The sequence below is a fragment of the Azospirillum sp. HJ39 genome (assembly GCF_041507355.1).
Classification (GTDB): Bacteria; Pseudomonadota; Alphaproteobacteria; order Azospirillales; family Azospirillaceae; genus Azospirillum; species Azospirillum thiophilum.
This window is the reverse complement of record NZ_CP167911.1, coordinates 877161-896643: the sequence shown is the minus strand read 5'-3', so window position 1 is coordinate 896643 and position 19483 is coordinate 877161. Positions and strand designations below refer to the sequence as shown.

Sequence of the window (19483 nt, the reverse complement as noted above, 5' to 3'; positions counted from 1 at the left end):
CTCTTGATATGCTATAATTATTTCGAAATATTGGTGTCTTATTTTGTTTACACATCTTAACGCCCTGATCGATTGTGTTCACAGCAATTCCTGGATCGATGACGAACGCAATATGGAATCCCCCGCCTTGCCCCGCATCGTTACTAGGGATGCCAGGAAACACAACTTATCCGTCGCTGGGAAAGCAATCCATCGCGAACGGCGCTCGTCATTTTTCCACTTAGAATAGCTCTTTCGCCTCCGAAGGCCGATACGATCGATGCCGCAAGGATGCCCTGCCGGCCGTCATTCCCACGACTGGGGAAGCGCGCAGACCCCAAAGGGATTCCGGTTTTCAGTCCTGGATCATCGACCGAGGGGGGCTGGCGAAATGAAGACGGCGACATGGCTTGCCGAAGCTCGACGTCGGCGCCTGGCACGACCGCATGGATGATTTAACGGGGTAAAGCGGGAACCACTCCCGTGCCCTGTCGGTTGTCAGATCAACAAGGCACAGTCGGAGGTTGGTTATGGCCTCGAAAGAGAGCAATCGCACGTCGGGCCGCGGTTTCGCGTCGATGGACCCCGATCGGCAACGCCAGATCGCCAGCAAAGGCGGTGAAAGCGTGCCGGCCGACAAGCGCAGCTTTTCAAAGAACCCGGAGCTTGCGGCGGAAGCCGGGCGCAAGGGCGGGCGTAGCGTGCCCGCATCCTCGCGCAGCTTCTCCAAGAACCCCTCGCTTGCGGCGGAAGCCGGACGCAAGGGCGGACAGGCGAGTCACGGCGGCCGCACGGCCGACCGTCCGGCCGGGGGCGATTGAAACGCGGCTACCATGCAGACGAAAAAGCGTGCAGACGAAAAGGCCCCCGTCCTTCCGGACGGGGGCCTTTTCTTTGGGAAACCTTCAACGCATCGATCAGGACGCCAGCTTGTCCAGTTCGCGCAGGATCGAATCGCCCATGACGGTCGTGGAGCAGCGCGCCATGCCCGGAGCCATGATGTCGGCCGTGCGCATGCCGCCGCCCAACACGTTCTGGATCGAGCGCTCGATCAGCTTGGCGTCCTCGTCCAGGTTGAACGAGTAGCGCAGGCACATCGCGAAGGACAGCAGGGTCGCGCAGGGATTGGCAAGGTCGCGGCCGGCGATGTCCGGGGCGGAGCCGTGCACCGGCTCGTACAGCGCCTTGCGGTTGCCGGCTGCATCCGGAGCGCCGAGCGAGGCCGACGGCAGCATGCCGAGCGAGCCGGTCATCATCGCCGCCTCGTCCGACAGGATGTCGCCGAACAGGTTGTCGGTGACGATCACGTCGAACTGCCGCGGGTTCTTCAGCAGCTGCATGGCGCCGTTGTCGGCATACATGTGGCTCAGCTCGACGTCCTGGAACTCCTCCTGGTGGAGCTTCGTCACCTCCTGCCGCCACAGCAGGCCGGATTCCATGACGTTGGCCTTCTCCATCGAGCACAGCTTGTTGCCGCGCTTGCGCGCCAGCTCGAAGGCGACGCGGGCAACGCGGCGGATCTCGCCGGTGGTGTAGACCTGGGTGTTGACGCCGCGGCGTTCGCCGTTGCCGATGTCGGTGATGCCGCGCGGCTCACCGAAATAGACGCCGCCGGTCAGCTCGCGGACGATCAGGATGTCCAGGCCGCGGATGACGTCGGCCTTCAGGGTCGAGGCGTCGACCAGCGCGTCGAACACCACCGCCGGACGCAGGTTGGCGAACAGGCCAAGTTCCTTGCGCAGGGCGAGCAGGCCGGCTTCCGGGCGCTTGGTGTAGTCGGTGGGGTTGTCCCACTTCGGGCCGCCGACGGCGCCCAGCATCACCGCGTCCACCGCCAGCGCCTCGGCCAGCGTGGCGTCGGACAGCGGAACGCCGTGGGCGTCGATGGCCGCGCCGCCGACCAGGCCTTCGGACACGTCGAAGGTGATCTTGCGCTTGCGGTCCATCCAGTCGACGACCCGGCGAACCTGGCGCATCACCTCCGGGCCGATGCCGTCACCGGGGAGGAACAGAAGCTTCTTATTGGCGGCCATGGCGGGCGCACTCCCAAAAGTCAGACGTCAAGAAGACAGAGTTGCGGAAATCGGGGGAGGATGGGGGCGGTCAGCCCCACATCCACGGCTGTCCGGCGCGCTGCTTGCCCTCGTACCCGTCGATGTGGGCCGACTGCTGCAGCGTCAGGCCGATGTCGTCCAGGCCGTTCAGCAGGCAATGCTTGCGGAACGGGTCGAGTTCGAAGGAGATGGAGCCGCCGTCCGGGCCGGTGATGGTCTGCTTCTCGAGGTCGACCGTGATGACGGCGTTCGACCCGCGCGACGCGTCGTCGAGCAGCAGGTCCACCTGCTCCTTCGGCAACTTGATCGGCAGGATGCCGTTCTTGAAACAGTTGTTGTAGAAGATGTCGGCGAAGCTGGGGGCGATGATGCAACGGATGCCGAAGTCGGCCAGCGCCCACGGCGCATGCTCGCGCGAGGAGCCGCAGCCGAAATTGTCGCCCGACACCAGGATGCTGGCCTTGCGGTAGGCCGCCTTGTTCAGGACGAAGTCCGGGATCTCCTGCCCCTCGGGGGTATAGCGCATCTCGTCGAACAGATGCTTGCCGAGCCCCGTCCGCTTGATGGTCTTCAGGAACTGCTTGGGGATGATCATGTCGGTGTCGACGTTGATCATCGGCAGCGGCGCCGCAACGCCGGTGAGAACCGTGAACTTATCCATCGCCAGAAATCCTGTCGCGCAAGAAGGCGCAAACGCGCGCATGCAGAGCGTGGTGAATAGCAGACCGAACAAGCCATTGCCAGAGGAAGCTTGCCCTTTTCCCTGCGCGCGGCGAGCGAACAGGCATGCGCGAATGCGCCGCTACGCATGATTGTTGCGCAGAACCCGCGGGATCGGCCCGGTCAGGCCCGATTCCGCGGCCCGAAACGCAGCGCGAGCACCAGCGCGGCCACGAATGCCCCGACGGCCAGCAGGAAGGACAGCCACAGCGCCGCGGCGTCGCCGAAGCGCTCGATGACCAGCGCATAGAGCAGCGGCGCGAGCGCGGAGACGAAGAAGCCCGGGGTGATCAGGCGCCCGACGGTCTGACCGTAGCGGGCCGGGTCGAACAGGGCCAGCGGCAGGGCGCCGCGCACGATGGTGACCAGCCCGTTGCCCGCCCCGAACAGCAGGGCGAAGGCGATCCCGGCCGCGGGCGCCGCCCCGAAGGCCACCGGCAGCGGAAAGCAGGGCACGATCAGACCGGTCGCGAGGATGCCGAGACCGAAGGCCGACAGCCGCCTGCCGAACCGGATTTCCGCCAGCCGGGCAGCCGACTGCCCGACACCGCGCAGGGTGGACACCCAGACCGCCAGGGCCGGTGCCATGCCGAGCCCGGCCAGCATCCCGATCATGTGGGCGGACAGCCCCGAGTTCAGCATGCCCGTCAGCGCCACGATCAGCGCATAGAGCACCGAGGCCAGCAGCGAGGATGGAACGGGCGGGGCGGGCGGGACGGGCATCGGCGGCACGGCATCGTCACCGCTTTCCCGCGCCCGGCCGTCGGAAACCTGGCGATCCGGCGCGTGGCGATCCGGCGGAATCAGCAGATGCAGCGGCACCGTCGCCAGCGCCAGAACCGCATAGACGCCCAGCGCACCGCGCCAGCCCAGCAGATCCGCCAGCCCCTGCCCCACCGGCCACAGCACGGTGGAGGCCAGCCCGCCCAGCAGCGTGATCTGCGAGATCGGCGTGCGCGCCGCCCGTCCGCCGATCCGGGCCAGCGCGGCGAAGGCCGCATCGTACAGCGCCATCCGCATCGCGAGCCCCAGCAGGACCCAGGCCCCGTAATAGGCGGCCAGCCCATGCGCCAGTGAAAGCCCGAGACAGCCCGCCGCCATCAGCAGGGAGCCGGTGACCATCACCGGCCGTCCGCCATGCCGGTCGATGGCGCGCCCGACGCCGGGCGACACCAGCCCCATGACCACCAGCGCCGCGGTGAAGCCGCCATGGATCGTCGGCAGCCCTTGACCGAGGTCGGCCGCCATCGCCTCGCCGAACAGGCCGATCACATAGTAGGAAACGCCCCAGCAGATGAGCTGCGACATGCCCAGCGCCCACACCAGCCGCGCCGGTATCGCCGGCCCCCTCGTTGGATCCACGCCCCTCCACGCCCCCTCGCGTCCGCCGAAAGGCGCCACGGTAGCCGCCGGCAGCAGCCGGGCAAACGACTTGTTCCGCGGTGTGCCCTGTGAAAATCGCGAAGGACGGGAATTCGGGACATCCGGCCTCCGCGCAGTTCGTCGCTTGCAGAGCGTCGGGTGGCCGCTTACCAAAGTGCCGCGCCCCTCACGAACGAAGGTCCACCCGACCCGATGCCGCCCTTCGACGACGACCGCCGCGCCCGCCTGACCGGTCGCATCTTCCTGCTGCTGGCGCCCGCCGCCTACGGCCTGCTGACCCTGGCCTTCGGCATGGACGCCAACTGGGATCTGCGGAACTACCACTGGTACAACGGCTATGCGCTGCTGACCGGGCGAATCGGGCGCGACCTTCTGGCCGCGCAGATGCCGACCTTCTACAACCCCTTCCTCGACGCACCCTTCTACTGGCTGGCGACCCATCTGCCGGCACGGGCGGCCGGCTTCCTGTGGGGAACGTTGCAGGGCGTGAACCTGTCGCTGCTGTTCCTGCTGGCATCGTCCTGCATGCGGAACATTCCGATTCGGCAACGAACACTGGCCGCTATGGTGCTGGCGCTGATGGGCGGGCTGGGTGGCGGCACGCTGGGGCTGATCGGCACCAGCTTCCAGGACAATGTCGTCAGCCTGGGCGTGCTGGGGGCGCTTGCGGTCGTCGCCCACGGCCTGCCCGGCATCCTGGACGGCCGGCCGCTGCCGAGCTTCGCGCGGGTCGCTGCGGCCGGGCTGCTGGCCGGGGCGGCAATGGGGCTGAAGAACCCGACGGTGATCTATGCGGTCGGGCTGTGCCTGGCCTTCCTGGCATTGCCCGCCCGCCCCTGGCGGCGGTTATGGCTGGCCTTCTTCTTCGGCATCGGCGTGCTGACGGGACTGGCGCTGGGCGGCGGCCTGTGGATGGCGCATCTGTGGCACGATTACGGGAACCCGGTCTTCCCGCACATGAACCACATCTTCAGGTCGCCCTTCGCCGCGATTTCCGACTATGTCAATGTCGCCTTCTTCCCGCCGACCCTGTGGGAGCGGCTGTTCTTCCCCATCGTCTTCACCTTTTTCCCCCTGACGGTGGGCGAGGTGCCGTGGTTCGACCTGCGGGTTCTGGCCCTGTTCGTCCTGGTGCCGGCCGGCTTCGCCGCCATGCTCGCCGGGCGATCGATGGGTAAGCGCAACGATTGGCTGACCGACAAGCCCGCAACCCGCTTCCTGCTGGTGGCGCTGAGCATCACCTATGCGCTGTGGGTGGCGATGTTCTGCATCTACCGCTACCTCGTGCCGCTGGAGATGCTGGCGCCGCTGGCGCTGGCGATGGCGGTGGGGCTGCTGCCGCTGGCGCGGCGGCTGCGCATCGGGCTGGCGGTGGCACTGCTGGCGCTGGTTCAGCTGACGGTGCAGCCGGCCGACTGGGGGCGTATTCCCTGGCCGGAGGGCGCGGACCGGCGCTGGGTGCAAGCGGACGTGCCGCCCATCGACGATCCCGACGACACCATGGTGCTGATGGCCGGCTATTGGGCCATTTCGCACGTCATCCCGTCCTTCCCGTCGCGCGTCACCTTCGTGCGCATCCAGTCCAACTTCCTGCAGCCGGATTCGGTGGGCAACGGCTATCTCGCCATCATGAAGGACAAGGTATCGGCCCATCGCGGCCCCTTCCTGATGCTGAGCACGATCCCGGACACGGCTGGAGCCGCCAAGGCGGCCGCCCTGCTAGGCCTGCGGCTCGACCCGCAGCGCTGCCGGGCCATCGCCAACAATCTGGGGGAACCGCTGAATCTCTGTGCGGTCGACCGGATGGCCGGCAACCGGGAGACAATGGAATAATCGCCCGGTTTGTGCTGTTTATCACCCGTGATCGCCGCGCCAGCCCCGCAGCCCCCCTTTCGAGCCCGAAGTCCGCACCATGACCGTATCGACCATCGGCCGCCCCGCCCCCATCGCCGGCAGCGACCCGGGCAGCACCGGATCGGAAACGCCGATGGCCGCCGCCGAAGCGGGGCCGGGTCCGACCATCGCGGTGTTGATCCCCTGCTACAACGAGGAGGCCGCCATCGGCTCGGTGGTGCGCGACTTCCGCGCCGCGCTGCCGGACGCCATCGTCTATGTCTACGACAACAACTCCAAGGACAGGACGGTGGAGGTCGCGCGGGCCGCGGGCGCGGTGGTCCGCAGCGAGCCGCTGCAGGGCAAGGGCAACGTCATGCGCCGCATGTTCGCCGACATCGAGGCGGACGTGTATGTACTGGTCGACGGCGACGACACCTACCATGCGGCCAGCGCCCCGTTGCTGGTGAAGCGCCTGTGGGACGAGCAGCTGGACATGGTCAACGGCGCGCGGGTGACCGAGATCGTTGCCGCCTATCGCCCCGGCCACCGCTTCGGCAATCTGGTGCTGACCGGCATGGTCGCCAGGATCTTCGGCAGCCGCATCGGCGACATGCTGTCGGGCTACCGGGTCTTCTCCCGCCGCTTCGTCAAGTCCTTCCCGGCGCTGGCCAGTGGTTTCGAGACCGAAACGGAACTGACCGTCCATGCGCTGGAGCTGCGCATGCCGATCGCCGAGGTGAAGACCCCCTACAAGGACCGCCCGCCCGGGTCGCACAGCAAGCTCAACACCATCCGCGACGGCATCCGCATCCTGCGCGCCATCGTCATGCTGGTGAAGGAGGAACGGCCCCTGCCCTTCTTCTCCGCCCTGTTCGGCCTGCTGGCGCTGCTGTCGATGGTGCTGGGCGTGCCGGTCATCGCCACTTATTTCGAAACCGGTCTGGTCCCGCGCTTCCCCACGGCCCTGCTCGCCACCGGGCTGATGCTGCTGGGCTTCCTCAGCCTGACCTGCGGCCTGATCCTCGACACCGTCACCCATGGCCGCCGCGAGGCCAAGCGCATGCACTATCTGTCGCAGCGCGCGCCGGGCAACCACCCGCCGCTCGCCCAGCCGGACACGCGGCGTTGAGCGGCAGGTTGAGCGGCTCGGTGGCCGGGCTGCTGGACAGCCGGCTCGGCCGGCTCGCCGTGCAGTTCGCCAAGTTCGGCGCGGTCGGCATCGTCGGGCTGGCGGTCGACACGGCGGTGCTCTACGCCGGGCTGGCGCTGGGGCTGGAGTTCTTCGCCGCCCGCATTCCCTCCTTCTTCGCGGCGGCGACGGCGACCTGGGCGCTGAACCGCGCCTTCACCTTCCGCGGGGCGGCCGTTGAGCCGCTGCACCGCCAGTGGGCCAAGTTCATCGCCGCCAACGCCATCGGCGGCGCGATCAATTACGGCGTGTCGGTCGGGCTGGAATCCGGCGTGCAGCTGGTCGCCGAGCATCCGTTCCTGGCGGTGGCCGCCGGGTCGATCGCCGGCATGTTCTTCAACTTCGCGGCGTCGAAGCATCTGGTGTTCAAGGGGGCGTGACCGTCGCTCCTCCGAGGGGGTAGGAGCCTGCGATTCTGCCTTGCGCGGCGCCTTATGGACTTATCCCCGCCGCTCGCCATATAACGGCGGCCATGACCCGCGAATTCCTGAAGATGCACGGCCTCGGCAACGACTTCGTCGTGATCGACGCCCGTTCCGAACCCTACCACCCGTCGGGTGCGGAGGTGCGCGCCATCGCCGACCGCCGGATGGGCGTCGGCTGCGACCAGTTCATCGTGCTGGAGAAAACCGACGCGCCGGGTGCCGATGCCTTCATGCGCATCCGCAACGCCGACGGCAGCGAGGCGGCGGCCTGCGGGAACGCATCGCGCTGCGTCGGCTGGCTGCTGATGACCGAGAGCGGACGCGACCGCGCCAGCTTCCAGACCGCCGCGGGTCTGCTGCACGCCTCCCGTGCCGACAATGGCCGGATCACCGTGGACATGGGCCCCCCGCGGCTGGACTGGGCCGCAATTCCGCTTGCCGCCCCCGCCGACACGCTGCGGGTCGAGACGGTCGAGCATGGCGGCTTCGCCGCCCCGGTCGCGGTGAATATGGGCAACCCGCACGCCGTCTTCTTCGTCGAGGATGCCGAAGCGGTGCCGCTGGACGAGGTCGGGCCGGTGTTCGAGAACCATCCCGCCTTCCCCGAACGCGCCAACATCGAATTCGCACAGGTGCTGTCCCCGACCGCCATCCGCATGCGGGTGTGGGAGCGCGGGGCCGGCATCACCCAGGCCTGCGGCTCGGGATCCTGCGCCACGCTGGTCGCGGCGGTCCGCCGCGGCCTGACCAGCCGCAAGGCCGACATCATCCTGGACGGCGGCACGCTGACCATCGAATGGACCGCGGATGACCGCGTGCTGATGACCGGCCCTGTGGCCCTGGCCTTCAGCGGCCGCCTGTCGGCCGATCCGGTTTCGGCCGATCCGGTTGCAGCCGAACCGGTCGCAGTATGAGCGACGGCACCGACAGCACGACGCAGGCCGGCCCCGAGATCGTCACCTTCGGCTGCCGCCTGAACACCTACGAATCCGAGGTGATGCGCAACCATGTGCGCAGCGCCGGGCTGGACGACGTGGTGATCGTCAACACCTGCGCCGTGACCTCGGAAGCGGAGCGGCAGGCGCGGCAGACCATCCGCAAGCTCCGCCGCGAGCGGCCCGACGCGCGCATCGTCGTCACCGGCTGCGCCGCCCAGATCGACCCGCAGCGTTTCGCCGCGATGCCGGAGGTCGATCAGGTCCTGGGCAACCAGGAAAAGCTGCAGCCGGAAAGCTGGGGCCTGCCGCCAGCCGAGAAGGTGCTGGTCAACGACATCATGTCGGTGAAGGAGACCGCCGGCCACCTGATCGGCGGGTTCGAGGACCGCGCCCGCGCCTTCGTCCAGGTCCAGCAGGGCTGCGACCACCGCTGCACCTTCTGCATCATCCCCTATGGCCGGGGGCCCTCGCGCTCCGTCCCCATCGGCGGCATCGTCGAGCAGGTGCAGGCGCTGGTGAAGGCCGGCTACAACGAGGTCGTGCTGTCCGGCGTCGACATCACCAGCTACGGCCCCGACCTGCCCGGGTCACCCTCGCTCGGGCAGATGGTACGCCGGCTGCTGGCCTGCGTGCCGGAGCTGCCGCGGCTGCGCCTGTCCTCGCTCGACTGCATCGAGATGGACGACGACCTCTGGCGCCTGATCGAGGCCGAGCCGCGCCTGATGCCGCACCTGCACCTGTCGCTGCAGGCCGGCGACGACATGGTGCTGAAGCGGATGAAGCGCCGCCACGGCCGCGCCGACGCCATCGCCTTCTGCGAGCGGGTGCGCCGCATCCGTCCCGACGTGGTGTTCGGCGCCGACTTCATCGCCGGTTTCCCGACCGAAACCGAGGAGATGTTCCAGAACACCCTGCGGCTGGTGGAGGAATGCGGCCTGACCTGGCTGCATGTCTTCCCCTACAGCCCGCGCCCCGGCACACCGGCCGCCCGGATGCCGCAGGTCGACGGCGCCGTCCGCAAGGAGCGCGCCGCCCGCCTGCGCGCCGCCGGCGAAGCGGCGGAGGCCGGCAAGCTGGCGAGCCTCGTCGGCCGCAACGCGACGGTGCTGGTGGAGAAGGACGACCTGGGCCGCACGGAGCATTTCGCCGCGATCCGCCTCGGCCGGCCCTTCCCGCCCGGCTCGCTGGTGCCCATCGCCATCACCGGCGTCAAGGACGGCGTGCTGACCGGCACACCGCTCTGACCTCTCTCATAGTGGACACTCCATGATTTTCCGCTGGTTCGGCCGCAAGAAGCCCGAAGAGACCGCTCCCAAGGACGAGGCGGCGCAGGACGAATCGGCAAGGCTCGAGTCCGCCACGACCGCACCGGAGCCGGAGGTGGAGCCGGTGCCTGAGGTGGCGCCCGCTCCGCCCCGCGTGGAAGCCCCGGCACCCATCTCTGATCCGGCGATGCCGGCCGCACAGCCCCCGGACACGCCGGCGGCCCCCACCGCGGTCGAACCGCCGGCCGATCCCGCTCTGCCGGCAACGCCCCCGGCGCCCGAACTGCCGCCCGCTCCCGCGCCGGCCGCTATCCAGGCCCCGGCCACCGAAGAAGCGCCGCCGAGCAGGAAGGGCTGGTTCGCCAAGCTGAAGGAAGGGCTGTCGAAGTCCTCCTCCAAGCTGACCGACGGCATCACCAGCATCTTCACCAAGCGCAAGCTGGACGACGAGGCGCTGGAGGAGCTGGAGGAGCTGCTGATCACCGCCGACCTCGGACCCGCCACCGCGGCGAAGGTGACGGCGGAGCTGGCGCGCACCCGCTTCGGCAAGGAGGTCTCGCCGGAGGAGGTCAAGTCGACGCTCGCCGCCGAGGTGGCGAGGATCGTCGGCCCGGTCGCCCGGCCGCTGGTGCTCGACACGGCGCTGAAGCCGCATGTCATCCTGGTCGTCGGCGTCAACGGCACCGGCAAGACCACCACCATCGGCAAGCTGGCCCGCCAGTTCAAGGCGGAGGGCAAGAGCGTGATGCTGGCGGCCGGCGACACCTTCCGCGCCGCCGCCGTCAGCCAGTTGAAGATCTGGGGCGAGCGCACCGGCTGCCCGGTCGTCGCCCGCGACACCGGGGCCGACGCCGCCGGGCTGGCCTATGACGCGCTGGAACGGGCGCGGGCGGAGAAGGTCGACGTGCTGCTGATCGACACCGCCGGCCGCCTGCAGAACAAGACCGGCCTGATGGAGGAGCTGCGCAAGATCGTCCGCGTCATCAAGAAGCTGGACGAGACGGCGCCGCACACCACCCTGCTGACGCTGGACGCCACCACCGGCCAGAACGCGCACAGCCAGGTGGAAATCTTCCGCGACATGGTCAACGTCAACGGCCTGATCCTGACCAAGCTCGACGGATCGGCCCGCGGCGGCGTGCTGGTCTCGCTGGCGGAGAAGTTCAAGATCCCGGTCCACGCCATCGGCGTCGGCGAGGGCGTCTACGACCTGCGCCCCTTCGACGCCGACGCCTTCGCCAAATCGCTGATGGGTCTGAACGCGGAGTAAACCGCCGTCGCCCTATGGGGAAGGATCGCGACACCGGCGGCGGGTCGGTCGATAGGTCGGTCGAAATTCGGCCTTTGCAGCCGGTCGTTCGTACTCCATCTTCGTAGGCATGACTGAAAAAGCCCCGCTCCAGCCCGGGTCTGCCGGGCGCTTCACCGATGCCAAAGCAGCACTGGCCTGCGTGCGCGACATCTATGAACGCAACACCGTCTTCCTGCGCGACCGCTTCGCCGCCTACACACAGGGCGAGGAGGAGGGCGGACGGAACCGGGCCTGCTATCCGTATGTCCGGCTGACGGCGATCTCCGGCGCCGCGGTCGATACCCGGCTGTCCTATGGCTTCGTCGAGGGGGTCGGCGTCCATTCGACCACGGTGACGCGGCCCGACCTGTACGGGCGCTATCTGCTGGAACAGTTCACGCTGCTGCTGCGCAACCACGACGTTCCGCTGGAGGTCGGCGTCAGCGAGGAGCCGATCCCGATCCATTTCGCCTTCCCCCAGGGCATGTATGTGGAAGGCGACCTGCCGCCGGACCGGCTGACCAAGCTGCCCGACCTGTTCGACCTGCCCGATCTGGCGCGGATGGACGACACCATCGTCAACGGCACCTGCGACACCGGGCTGGACGCGGTGAAGCCGCTGGCGCTGTTCACCGCGCCGCGGGTGGATTTCTCGCTGCACCGGTTGCGCCACTACACGGCGACGGCGCCTGAGCATTTCCAGAACTTCGTCCTGTTCACCAACTACCAGTTCTATGTCGACGAGTTCATCCGCCTGTCGCGCGAGATCATGGAGCCGACCGGCGACGCCGAACTGGCCGCCTACCGCGCCCAATATGACAGCTTCGTCGAGCCGGGCGACATCGTCACCGCCAACCGGAACCTCGGCGCTATCGCGGACGTCGCGTCCGCCAAGCTGACGCGCATGCCGCAGATGCCGGCCTACCACCTGAAACGGCCGGACGGCAACGGCATCACCCTGGTCAACATCGGCGTCGGCCCGTCCAACGCCAAGACCATCACCGACCACATCGCGGTGCTGCGGCCGCATGCGTGGCTGATGCTGGGCCACTGCGCCGGCCTGCGCCACACCCAGCGGCTGGGCGACTATGTGCTGGCCCACGGCTATGTCCGCGAGGACCATGTGCTGGACGCCGACCTGCCGCTGTGGGTCCCGGTGCCGGCGCTGGCCGAAGTTCAGCGCGCCTTGGAGACCGCGGTGGAGCGGGTGACCGGCCTGTCGGGGTTCGACCTGAAGGGAATCATGCGCACCGGCACCGTCGCCACCATCGACAACCGGAACTGGGAACTGCGCGACCACCGCGAGCCACTGATGCGGTTCAGCCAGAGCCGCGCCATCGCGCTGGACATGGAAAGCGCGACGATCGCCGCGAACGGCTTCCGCTTCCGCGTGCCGTACGGGACGTTGCTATGCGTATCGGACAAGCCGATGCATGGGCAGTTGAAGCTGCCGGGCATGGCCGACCGCTTCTACCGCGAGCGGGTCGACCAGCATCTGAAGATCGGCGTGCTGGCGATGGAGCTGCTTCGCGAGCACGGGATGGAGACGCTGCATTCCCGCAAGCTGCGCAGCCTGGCGGAGGTGGCGTTCCAGTAGGGGGAGGAGTGTCGGCTTCGGCTGCCCCCTCCCCATCCCTCCCCCACCTTCGGTGGGAGAGGGGGCAGGAGCTTTGCTGAAGAGGTTAGGGAGGCGGCGGCCGCCGCCCCTCAACCGCTCAAGCGGCCGCGAGCAGACCCTCGATCTCCTTGGCGGCGCCGGCCAGCGCCTTGTCCTTGGCCTCCGGACCCATGCCGATGCCCTCGGCGCGGATGAAGGTCACGTCGGTGATGCCGAAGAAGCCGAACACGGTGCGCAGGTAGGCTTCCTGGTGGTCCAGACCGGCCAGCGCCGGGTTGGTCGAATAGACGCCGCCGCGGCCCGACGCCACGATCACGCGCTTGCCGCCGGCCAGGCCCTCGGGGCCCTTCTCAGTGTAGCGGAAGGTGCGGCCAGCCTGGGCGAGCCGGTCGATCCAGGCCTTCAGTTGGGTCGGGATGGAGAAATTGTACATCGGTGCACCGACCACCACGACGTCGGCGGCCAGGAACTCCTCGACCAGCGCGTCGCTCAGGGCCAGTTCGGCGCGCTGGCGGTCGCTCAACCCATCGCGGCTGCCGAGCTTGACGACCTGAAGCAGCTCGCCGTCGAGATGGGCCGGCGGATTGGCGGCGACGTCGCGGGCGACCACGGTGGCCGCCGGATCGGCCTTCACCAGCGCTTCGACGATGGAAGCGGTCAGCTGGCGGGTGACGGAGGCGGTGCCGAGCGGGCTGGAGTCGACATGCAGGATCGTGGTCATGGCGGAAGGAGCCTCTTGGTTGTTGCGGCCGTCGGTCCCGGCCGGTTTCTGACGCCCAAGATGCTCCAATGTTTCCCGGCGGTTAAGCCGGGCTGTGCGCGAAAGATCGTCTCACACGACGCAACAATCGCCGGCCCGGATCAGCGCGTGACCAGATGGCCGGCGCGGAAGACCGCCATCTGCCCGGGCTGCATCACCGTCCACGCCTCGTCGCGGGTCAGCGGGCGGGTGGCGATGACGGTGACGACGTCGTTCGGCGTCGTCTCCTTGGAGAAATCGACGCTCATGTCGGCATCGACCAGGGTGGCGGCACCGAAGGGCGCCTTGCGGGTCAGCCAGGCGAGGTTGGTGGCGCAGTGGCACCACAGAGTGCGCCCGTCGCTGAGCAGCATGTTGAACACGCCGAGAGACCCCAGGTCGGCGGCGAGATGACGGATCAGCTTCATCAGCCCGGCGCTCGTCTTCGGCGGCTCCGGATACTGCATGCGGATCTGGTCGAGCAGCCAGCAGAAGGCATGCTCGCTGTCTGTGGTGCCGACCGGCTCGTAGAAGGTGAGCATGCGGTCCTTGACGCCCTTCAACTGGCCATTGTGGGCGAAGGTCCAGATCCGCCCCCACAATTCACGGGTGAATGGGTGGGTGTTCTCCAGCGATACCCGGCCGCGGTTGGCGCGGCGGATGTGCGAGATCACCGTACAGGACTTGATCGAATACTGGCTGACCAGCCGGGCGATCTCCGATTCGCTGCTGGGGGACGGGTCGTGGAAGGTACGGCAGCCCTTGCCCTCGTAAAAGGCGATGCCCCAGCCGTCGCGGTGCGGGCCGGTCGCCCCGCCCCGCCGCATCAGCCCGGCGAAGCTGAAGCAGATATCCGTGGGCACGTTGGCACTCATGCCCAGGAGTTCGCACATGGTGTCCTCGCCTGCCGCTTATCGTCGCCCTTTGCGAGCGACAAGCTACGACAGGTGCTGCGCAAGGTCACGCTTTGACGGCGATGAAGGGACCGGATTGGCAAGCTCCATTGGCGGACGACGTCGAACGATGGGTCGGACTTCAGTAAACCATTGAAACATCTGAGTTTTCCAAATAACACTTCAACGACTTTCATCCTGCATTTAGGCATTTAAACCTCGCCTCCAAACACTGGAAGCCGATGCAACGTATGGAGAAGCAGGATGACGCAGACTTTCACCCTTGCCGGCGACGCTTGGCAGAGCGCCAACTGGCAGGTCGCCCAGCGCATGGCGGCTCCCTTCGCCCCCCATCCGCAAAACCCTCCGACCATGACGGTCACCGTCGATCCCGGCGCCCTGCTGAAGAGCGGCGTGCTGGTGGAGACCGGCCCCCAGTCCACGTCCACCCTCGTCCGCCCCGCCAGCGTCCGGGTGGACCGGATCGTGATCGATCGCGGCACCGGCCTGATTTCGGTGGTTTCCGGCACCGACGGCAGCATGGCTCCGCCTGCCATTCCGGCCAACAGCTTCCCCTGTGCCCGAGTCTTCCTGACCTCGACCATGCCCGCGATCACGACCGACGCAATCTTCGATGAGCGCGTGCTGGCGGATGCGGCCGCCATCGCCACCACCCCGGTCGCCTGCCGCGCAGGCCGCACCACCGATCAGACCGGCATTGTCAACGGGTCGCTGCAGAAGGTGCTGTTCAACGACGCCCCGATCAATGTCGGGGGTGGCTTCGACACCATCAACAACTGGTTCAAGCCGACGATCGCCGGCTATTACAACCTCTTCCACCAGTGCGCCTTCACGTTGTCCGCCGGCAATGTCCAGCTCAACGCGGCGATCTACAAGAACGGTTCGGTGGTCAGCCGGGCCGAATACGGTCCCGGCGCCAATTCCATGCAGGCGGTCGCCGTTTCCGATCTGATCTATCTGAACGGAACCAGTGATTACTTGGAATTCTACACCGCTCAGGCGTCGGGCGGGACGCTCAGCCTGATGGGTGGCAGCACCTACACCTACATGACGGCGACGAAGGTCGCCTGACACGCACGGTTCGGACGCAGGCCGGCCTGCCGGGCCCGCCTCTGCCGCACGGTCACACCCAAGGCGCCGCACCCCGGCGCCTTGGGAACGGGGCGGCTCAATTGCCGCCGGTTTCCGGAAGGGGACAGGGCGGCATGTTCGGCCGCAGGCAGCCCTCCATCTTCCCCTCCGCTGGCGCCGCACCGCCCAACCCGATCCAGGCATCCACCCGCCCGGTCTCGAAGCCGCAGTCGCGGCGGTCGCCGACCTGCATCAGCGGACGGCGGATCAGCAGCGGCTGGGCCAGCATGGCGGCCAGCGCCGCGGCCTCGTCCAGCGCCTCCGGCACCACCTCACCGCTCTTCACCGCCGGTGCGGCGCGGTTGAACCAGTCCGCCACCGGGCGGTCGCCGAAGAAGGGACGCAGCGTCGCCACGCTCCATGGCTCGCTCAGCAGGTCGCGGACGATCACCCGGTGTCCGGCCTGTTCCAGCATCGCCTTCTGCCGCGCGTTGCCGCCGCAGCCGGGTTTCTCGAAGAAGGTCACGTCGGCCATCGGTCATTCCTTTCCAAACAGCGGCGCGCGGGCCAGCAGCGCGTCGGTTTGCTGACAAATCTCGTCGTGCACCTTGCGGTCCAGCTTGCGCAGCCAGCGCGACGGGATCGACTCCACGCCATAGGTGGCGCCGGCCAGCATGCCGGCGATGGCGCCGGTGGTGTCGGCGTCGCCCCCCTGGTTCACCGTCTCCACCACGCAGGATTCGACCGAATCGGTCTGGAAGTAATAGTGGAAGACCGTCTGCACCGTATCGACGACGAAGGCGGTGGACAGGCCGCGGTAGGGCTCGAACTTGAACTGGCGATGCCGGGCGATCAGCGCGTTCGCCTCCTCCCGCGCCGCGACGATGCCGCCGCCCCGCACCAGCCGCTGCACCATCCGCCCAAGAGCGATCACCGCGGAATCCGACAGCTGGTTGCAATGGGTGATGCGCGACTGTTCGACCGACCAGCGCTCGAACGCCGCATCGTCGCCCAGCGTCGCCAGCGCCACCGGCAGGTTGCGCATCGCCGCCCCGTTGCCGGCATGGTATTCCGACTCCGGTTCCTCCAGCGTGCCATGCATGATGAAGCGGCGGATGCCGCGGCGCGTCGTGTCGCCGACATCGACCGGCACCGATTTCAGCCAGATGGCAAACTCCTCGGCGGCGCGGCGGGCGTCCCAGTCCGGCCCGGACAGGATGGCGCGGCCGAGATGCAGCGACATCTCGGTGTCGTCGGTCACCTGGCCGGCGGGCAGCTTCAGCCAGCCGCCGCCCTTGATGTGCTTGTGGACGCCGTACTGGTGGGCGATCTCTCCCTTGGTCAGGAATTCCACGGTGGCGCCCAGCGCGTCGCCGCAGGCCAGGCCGAGATAGGCACCCAAGGCCCTGGACCGGATGTCCGGCGGGATTTGGGGCGAGAAACTGGTCGGATCGGTCATGCCATGGGGCGATAAGCCCGCCCTTTCCTGGTGCGCCCTGCACGCGGCCATGCGACCGCAGCCGGACGTGAGTTGTCAGAGAAGCGACACACCCACCCGGTAATCCCCGCCAATCACCAGATACTCCCCTTCGCCCTGGAAAGGATAGCGCGGCAGAATGTCGCGGAAGAACACCACCTTGGGCAAAGGCACCCAGGCGTCGAGGATGTAGTCGCCGAACTGGCCGGCGATGTCGCGGTTTATGGAGAAGGAACACAGGTTGTTCAGCCGCAGCACCGCCGTCCGCTTGTCCGGCCGGGCGACGATGTGGTGTTCCTCGAAATCGTTGACGCCGCGGTACAGCCGGATGTGCGAGGCCCAGTTGGGCATCGGCGCCTCCGGCCAGCCGCGGCGGATCGTCCACTGGCAGAACTCGTACAGCAGGTCGAGCTGCAGGTGGATGTTGTTGTTGTGGAAGCGGGTCGACTGCTTCTCCTCGCCATAGGCGGCCCAGGCGTCGGAGGCGAAGCGGCGGATCGGCTCGCGGTGGAAGGTGGGAAGCAGGCCGAACCGGCTCTCGACCCAGCCCTTCAGCACCGCCCCTTCCGCCCGGTTGCTGTCGAACATCCAGCCCTTCAGCAGGCGCAGGTAGCTGGCGCGGAAGCGCCGCTTGCCGTCCGGCCCCTCCGACCCGGAGAAATCCGGATTCACCCCGAAGATGCCCGCCATGTAGCGCTGGAAGACGTCCGACGCGGACAGCGCGTCGCGGCTTTCGTCCAGCGCCTCGAACAGGGCCGCATGCTCGCTGCGGGTGGCGCCGATGCGCAGCCGCCGCGGTTCGTCGTTGTAGGCCTCGCCGCACAGCGCGGCGGCCGGCACATTGACGAGGTTGGTGCGATGGGCGCGCAGCGCCAGCGGCGAGTCCGGATCGACCGGCCGACCTTTCGCATCCCGCATCACCGCCCCATCCGCCACGCCCGTCCGCTCCGTCCAAATATCATCATTTTTTATATGGATAATGCGGAAGCGCGCGCACGCCAAGCCTCCTGCTGCGCGACCCGGCAGAGGCGCGTCGCCGCATGTCGCACGATTGTCCGTTTGAAGCCGAACGATCCGGCCCCCATACTCAGTAAAGCGACGCTCAAGATCCGGCGGCACACGCATGGCCTTCTGGCCGACCAAGTACGACGACAGCCAGCGCCGACGCGCCACCCCCGCGCTCGGTCAGACTCCTTCCCCTCCCCCCTCCCCTCCGCCGCTCCAGCCGGCGACGCCCGACAGCAGCCCGCCGCGCGGCAGCGACGAGGCGCGCACCGCCCTGCGGCTGGCGCAGCTGCTGCGCGGCACAATCACGCCGCTGCGCGGCGACACCGTGCTGGAATTGCTGGAGCCTCACCGTCCACGGCTGGTGCCCAAGCCGGTCAACCCGCTGCCGGCCCTGGTCGGACAGCCGCAGGGCCGGATGCTCGACGCGCTGCTGCGGCCGATCGGGCAGATCGTCACCGACGTGCTGCTGCCGGGCGTGCGGGACCACCTGATCGACCGGCTGGTGACCGGCCGCACCGACCATGACGAAACCCTGCCGAATGCCGTCGATCTGGCCGAGGCGATGCGGGCGCTGGTCGGCCGGATGCGCGGCGGCGGCAAGGCCCATCTCCAGTCGGTGGTTGCGGCGATCGAGGCCGACGCCCGCACGACCGCCGATACGCTGACCCGGGAGCGCCGCCCGGTGGATGTCGGCGGCATCGACCGGCTGGCGCGCGCCCTGCTGCGCTTCGAGGTGCGGCGGATGGTGCTGGAGGTGCTGGGCAGCGGAAGCGCGGTGCAGGATGTCGTCTACCAGTCGCGGCGGCTGGCCCGCTATTCCCTGCACCGCGCCACCGAGGCGATCGAGGGCTTCGTCGCCGACCGCGGGCTGAAGGCGCTGCACGCCAGCCTCGCAACCCTGGCCCAGGCCGACGGGCTGATCGTCATCGCGCTCCGCAACCTGGACGACCAGGAGGAGACGAAGGAGGAATCCGGCCCCTTCGTCGAGCCGGCCGACCGCAAGGCGATGAACGACTGGCTGTCGGCGGCATGGCGGCTTTCCGACACTTTGTTCGATCTCGTCGGAAAGGCCGCTGCCGGCGGCGGGCTGGACGACCTGCTGTTCGCGGCCCTGCTGCGACAGCTGCGCAGCCTGCATTATTTCTGCGCCGACCTGAGCCACGCCGGCCGACCGGCTGCGGTCGACACGCTGAAGCAACGGCTGATCGAACGCGCCGACGCGCTGGCGCGGCTGACCGGCGACCGGCTGGTGGAGGTGCTGCTGGCGAAACCCGCCGATCGGGCGCTGGCCCGCCGGCTGGTCGCCCGCGGCCGGCTGCTGGCGCAACTCCTCTACGACATGGACCGTGACGAGGCGGTGGAGGAACTGGCGCTCCGCATCGTCGTCGCGGCCGAGGCGCTGGGCGAGGCGCGGTAGCGAAACCGGCTTCGCGTCGCCTTGCCGCCCCCCGCCGCGAAAGACCCGACAAAATGTCGGGCTTTGTCGCATGTGTCGGGACCCCGACAAAGGCGTCTGCGCCCTCGATACAAATAAATATTCTTACATTTCAATAGTTTACGATTTTTATCAGCTCTG

18 protein-coding genes are annotated in these 19483 nt (G+C 68.0%); 10 read left to right on the top strand and 8 right to left on the bottom strand.

Annotation, left to right across the window (positions count from 1 at the left end; all coding sequences use genetic code 11):
• The first annotated feature begins 509 nt into the window (after nucleotides 1-509).
• A complete protein-coding gene (locus ABMY26_RS17640; RefSeq protein ID WP_109050568.1) occupies nucleotides 510-800 on the top strand; it encodes a general stress protein in 291 nt (96 codons plus the stop codon).
• Nucleotides 801-896: 96 nt separating this feature from the next.
• Here the strand turns inward: ABMY26_RS17640 and leuB are convergent, their stop codons facing one another.
• From leuB to ABMY26_RS17625, 3 genes are all read right to left on the bottom strand, one after another.
• Nucleotides 897-2012, bottom strand: a complete 1116-nt coding sequence (gene leuB / locus ABMY26_RS17635) for a 3-isopropylmalate dehydrogenase (RefSeq protein WP_372398491.1) — start codon at nucleotides 2010-2012, stop codon at nucleotides 897-899.
• Nucleotides 2013-2082: 70 nt separating this feature from the next.
• Entirely contained in the window at nucleotides 2083-2694 is a 612-nt protein-coding gene (gene leuD / locus ABMY26_RS17630; RefSeq protein ID WP_045581976.1) for a 3-isopropylmalate dehydratase small subunit, read from the bottom strand.
• A gap of 182 nt (nucleotides 2695-2876) precedes the next feature.
• Complete coding sequence (locus tag ABMY26_RS17625) at nucleotides 2877-4061, bottom strand: MFS transporter (protein WP_372398490.1); 1185 nt, start codon at nucleotides 4059-4061, stop codon at nucleotides 2877-2879.
• A gap of 267 nt (nucleotides 4062-4328) precedes the next feature.
• Between ABMY26_RS17625 and ABMY26_RS17620 the strand changes: the two genes are divergently transcribed.
• The 7 genes from ABMY26_RS17620 (at nucleotide 4329) to ABMY26_RS17590 (ending at nucleotide 12677) form a co-directional block, all read left to right on the top strand.
• A complete protein-coding gene (locus tag ABMY26_RS17620) occupies nucleotides 4329-5969 on the top strand; it encodes a hypothetical protein (RefSeq protein ID WP_372398489.1) in 1641 nt (546 codons plus the stop codon).
• 154 nt (nucleotides 5970-6123) lie between these two features.
• Nucleotides 6124-7101: a glycosyltransferase family 2 protein gene (locus tag ABMY26_RS17615; RefSeq protein ID WP_372399028.1), complete on the top strand. Its 978-nt coding sequence runs from the start codon at nucleotides 6124-6126 to the stop codon at nucleotides 7099-7101.
• The gene (locus ABMY26_RS17610) at nucleotides 7098-7541 is read left to right on the top strand and encodes a GtrA family protein (RefSeq protein WP_372398488.1); all 444 of its coding nucleotides are present in this window, start codon (nucleotides 7098-7100) and stop codon (nucleotides 7539-7541) included. Before ABMY26_RS17615 ends, ABMY26_RS17610 begins: the two co-directional genes overlap by 4 nt.
• Before the next feature lie 92 nt (nucleotides 7542-7633).
• Nucleotides 7634-8500: a diaminopimelate epimerase gene (gene dapF / locus ABMY26_RS17605; protein ID WP_372398487.1), complete on the top strand. Its 867-nt coding sequence runs from the start codon at nucleotides 7634-7636 to the stop codon at nucleotides 8498-8500.
• Nucleotides 8497-9768, top strand: a complete 1272-nt coding sequence (gene mtaB / locus ABMY26_RS17600) for a tRNA (N(6)-L-threonylcarbamoyladenosine(37)-C(2))-methylthiotransferase MtaB (protein ID WP_372398486.1) — start codon at nucleotides 8497-8499, stop codon at nucleotides 9766-9768. The genes dapF and mtaB overlap by 4 nt, the downstream gene beginning before the upstream one ends.
• Nucleotides 9769-9790: 22 nt before the next feature.
• A complete protein-coding gene (ftsY, locus tag ABMY26_RS17595; protein ID WP_372398485.1) occupies nucleotides 9791-11059 on the top strand; it encodes a signal recognition particle-docking protein FtsY in 1269 nt (422 codons plus the stop codon).
• A gap of 109 nt (nucleotides 11060-11168) precedes the next feature.
• Nucleotides 11169-12677, top strand: a complete 1509-nt coding sequence (locus tag ABMY26_RS17590; protein WP_372398484.1) for an AMP nucleosidase — start codon at nucleotides 11169-11171, stop codon at nucleotides 12675-12677.
• 118 nt (nucleotides 12678-12795) lie between these two features.
• On the opposite strand, the gene ABMY26_RS17585 is transcribed toward ABMY26_RS17590, so the two are convergent.
• Nucleotides 12796-13419, bottom strand: coding sequence for an FMN-dependent NADH-azoreductase (locus tag ABMY26_RS17585; RefSeq protein WP_372398483.1), 624 nt, complete (start codon nucleotides 13417-13419; stop codon nucleotides 12796-12798).
• Between the two features lie 140 nt (nucleotides 13420-13559).
• On the bottom strand, nucleotides 13560-14330 hold the full coding sequence (locus ABMY26_RS17580; RefSeq protein WP_372398482.1) for a class II glutamine amidotransferase: 771 nt from the start codon (nucleotides 14328-14330) through the stop codon (nucleotides 13560-13562).
• A gap of 264 nt (nucleotides 14331-14594) precedes the next feature.
• On the opposite strand from ABMY26_RS17580, the gene ABMY26_RS17575 reads away from it, so the two are divergent.
• The gene (locus tag ABMY26_RS17575; RefSeq protein WP_372398481.1) at nucleotides 14595-15422 is read left to right on the top strand and encodes a hypothetical protein; all 828 of its coding nucleotides are present in this window, start codon (nucleotides 14595-14597) and stop codon (nucleotides 15420-15422) included.
• A gap of 97 nt (nucleotides 15423-15519) precedes the next feature.
• Here ABMY26_RS17575 and ABMY26_RS17570 read toward each other — a convergent pair whose 3' ends face one another.
• The 3 genes from ABMY26_RS17570 to ABMY26_RS17560 form a co-directional block, all read right to left on the bottom strand.
• On the bottom strand, nucleotides 15520-15957 hold the full coding sequence (locus ABMY26_RS17570; protein ID WP_372398480.1) for an ArsC/Spx/MgsR family protein: 438 nt from the start codon (nucleotides 15955-15957) through the stop codon (nucleotides 15520-15522).
• A 3-nt stretch (nucleotides 15958-15960) separates the two neighbouring features.
• Nucleotides 15961-16881 carry an ADP-ribosyl-[dinitrogen reductase] hydrolase gene (gene draG / locus ABMY26_RS17565; protein ID WP_372398479.1) on the bottom strand — a complete coding sequence of 307 codons (921 nt, stop codon included), beginning with the start codon at nucleotides 16879-16881 and terminating at the stop codon, nucleotides 15961-15963.
• 75 nt (nucleotides 16882-16956) lie between these two features.
• Complete coding sequence (locus ABMY26_RS17560; protein ID WP_372398478.1) at nucleotides 16957-17835, bottom strand: NAD(+)--dinitrogen-reductase ADP-D-ribosyltransferase; 879 nt, start codon at nucleotides 17833-17835, stop codon at nucleotides 16957-16959.
• 187 nt (nucleotides 17836-18022) lie between these two features.
• Between ABMY26_RS17560 and ABMY26_RS17555 the strand changes: the two genes are divergently transcribed.
• Nucleotides 18023-19324, top strand: coding sequence for a hypothetical protein (locus tag ABMY26_RS17555; RefSeq protein ID WP_372398477.1), 1302 nt, complete (start codon nucleotides 18023-18025; stop codon nucleotides 19322-19324).
• Nucleotides 19325-19483 lie beyond the last annotated feature (159 nt).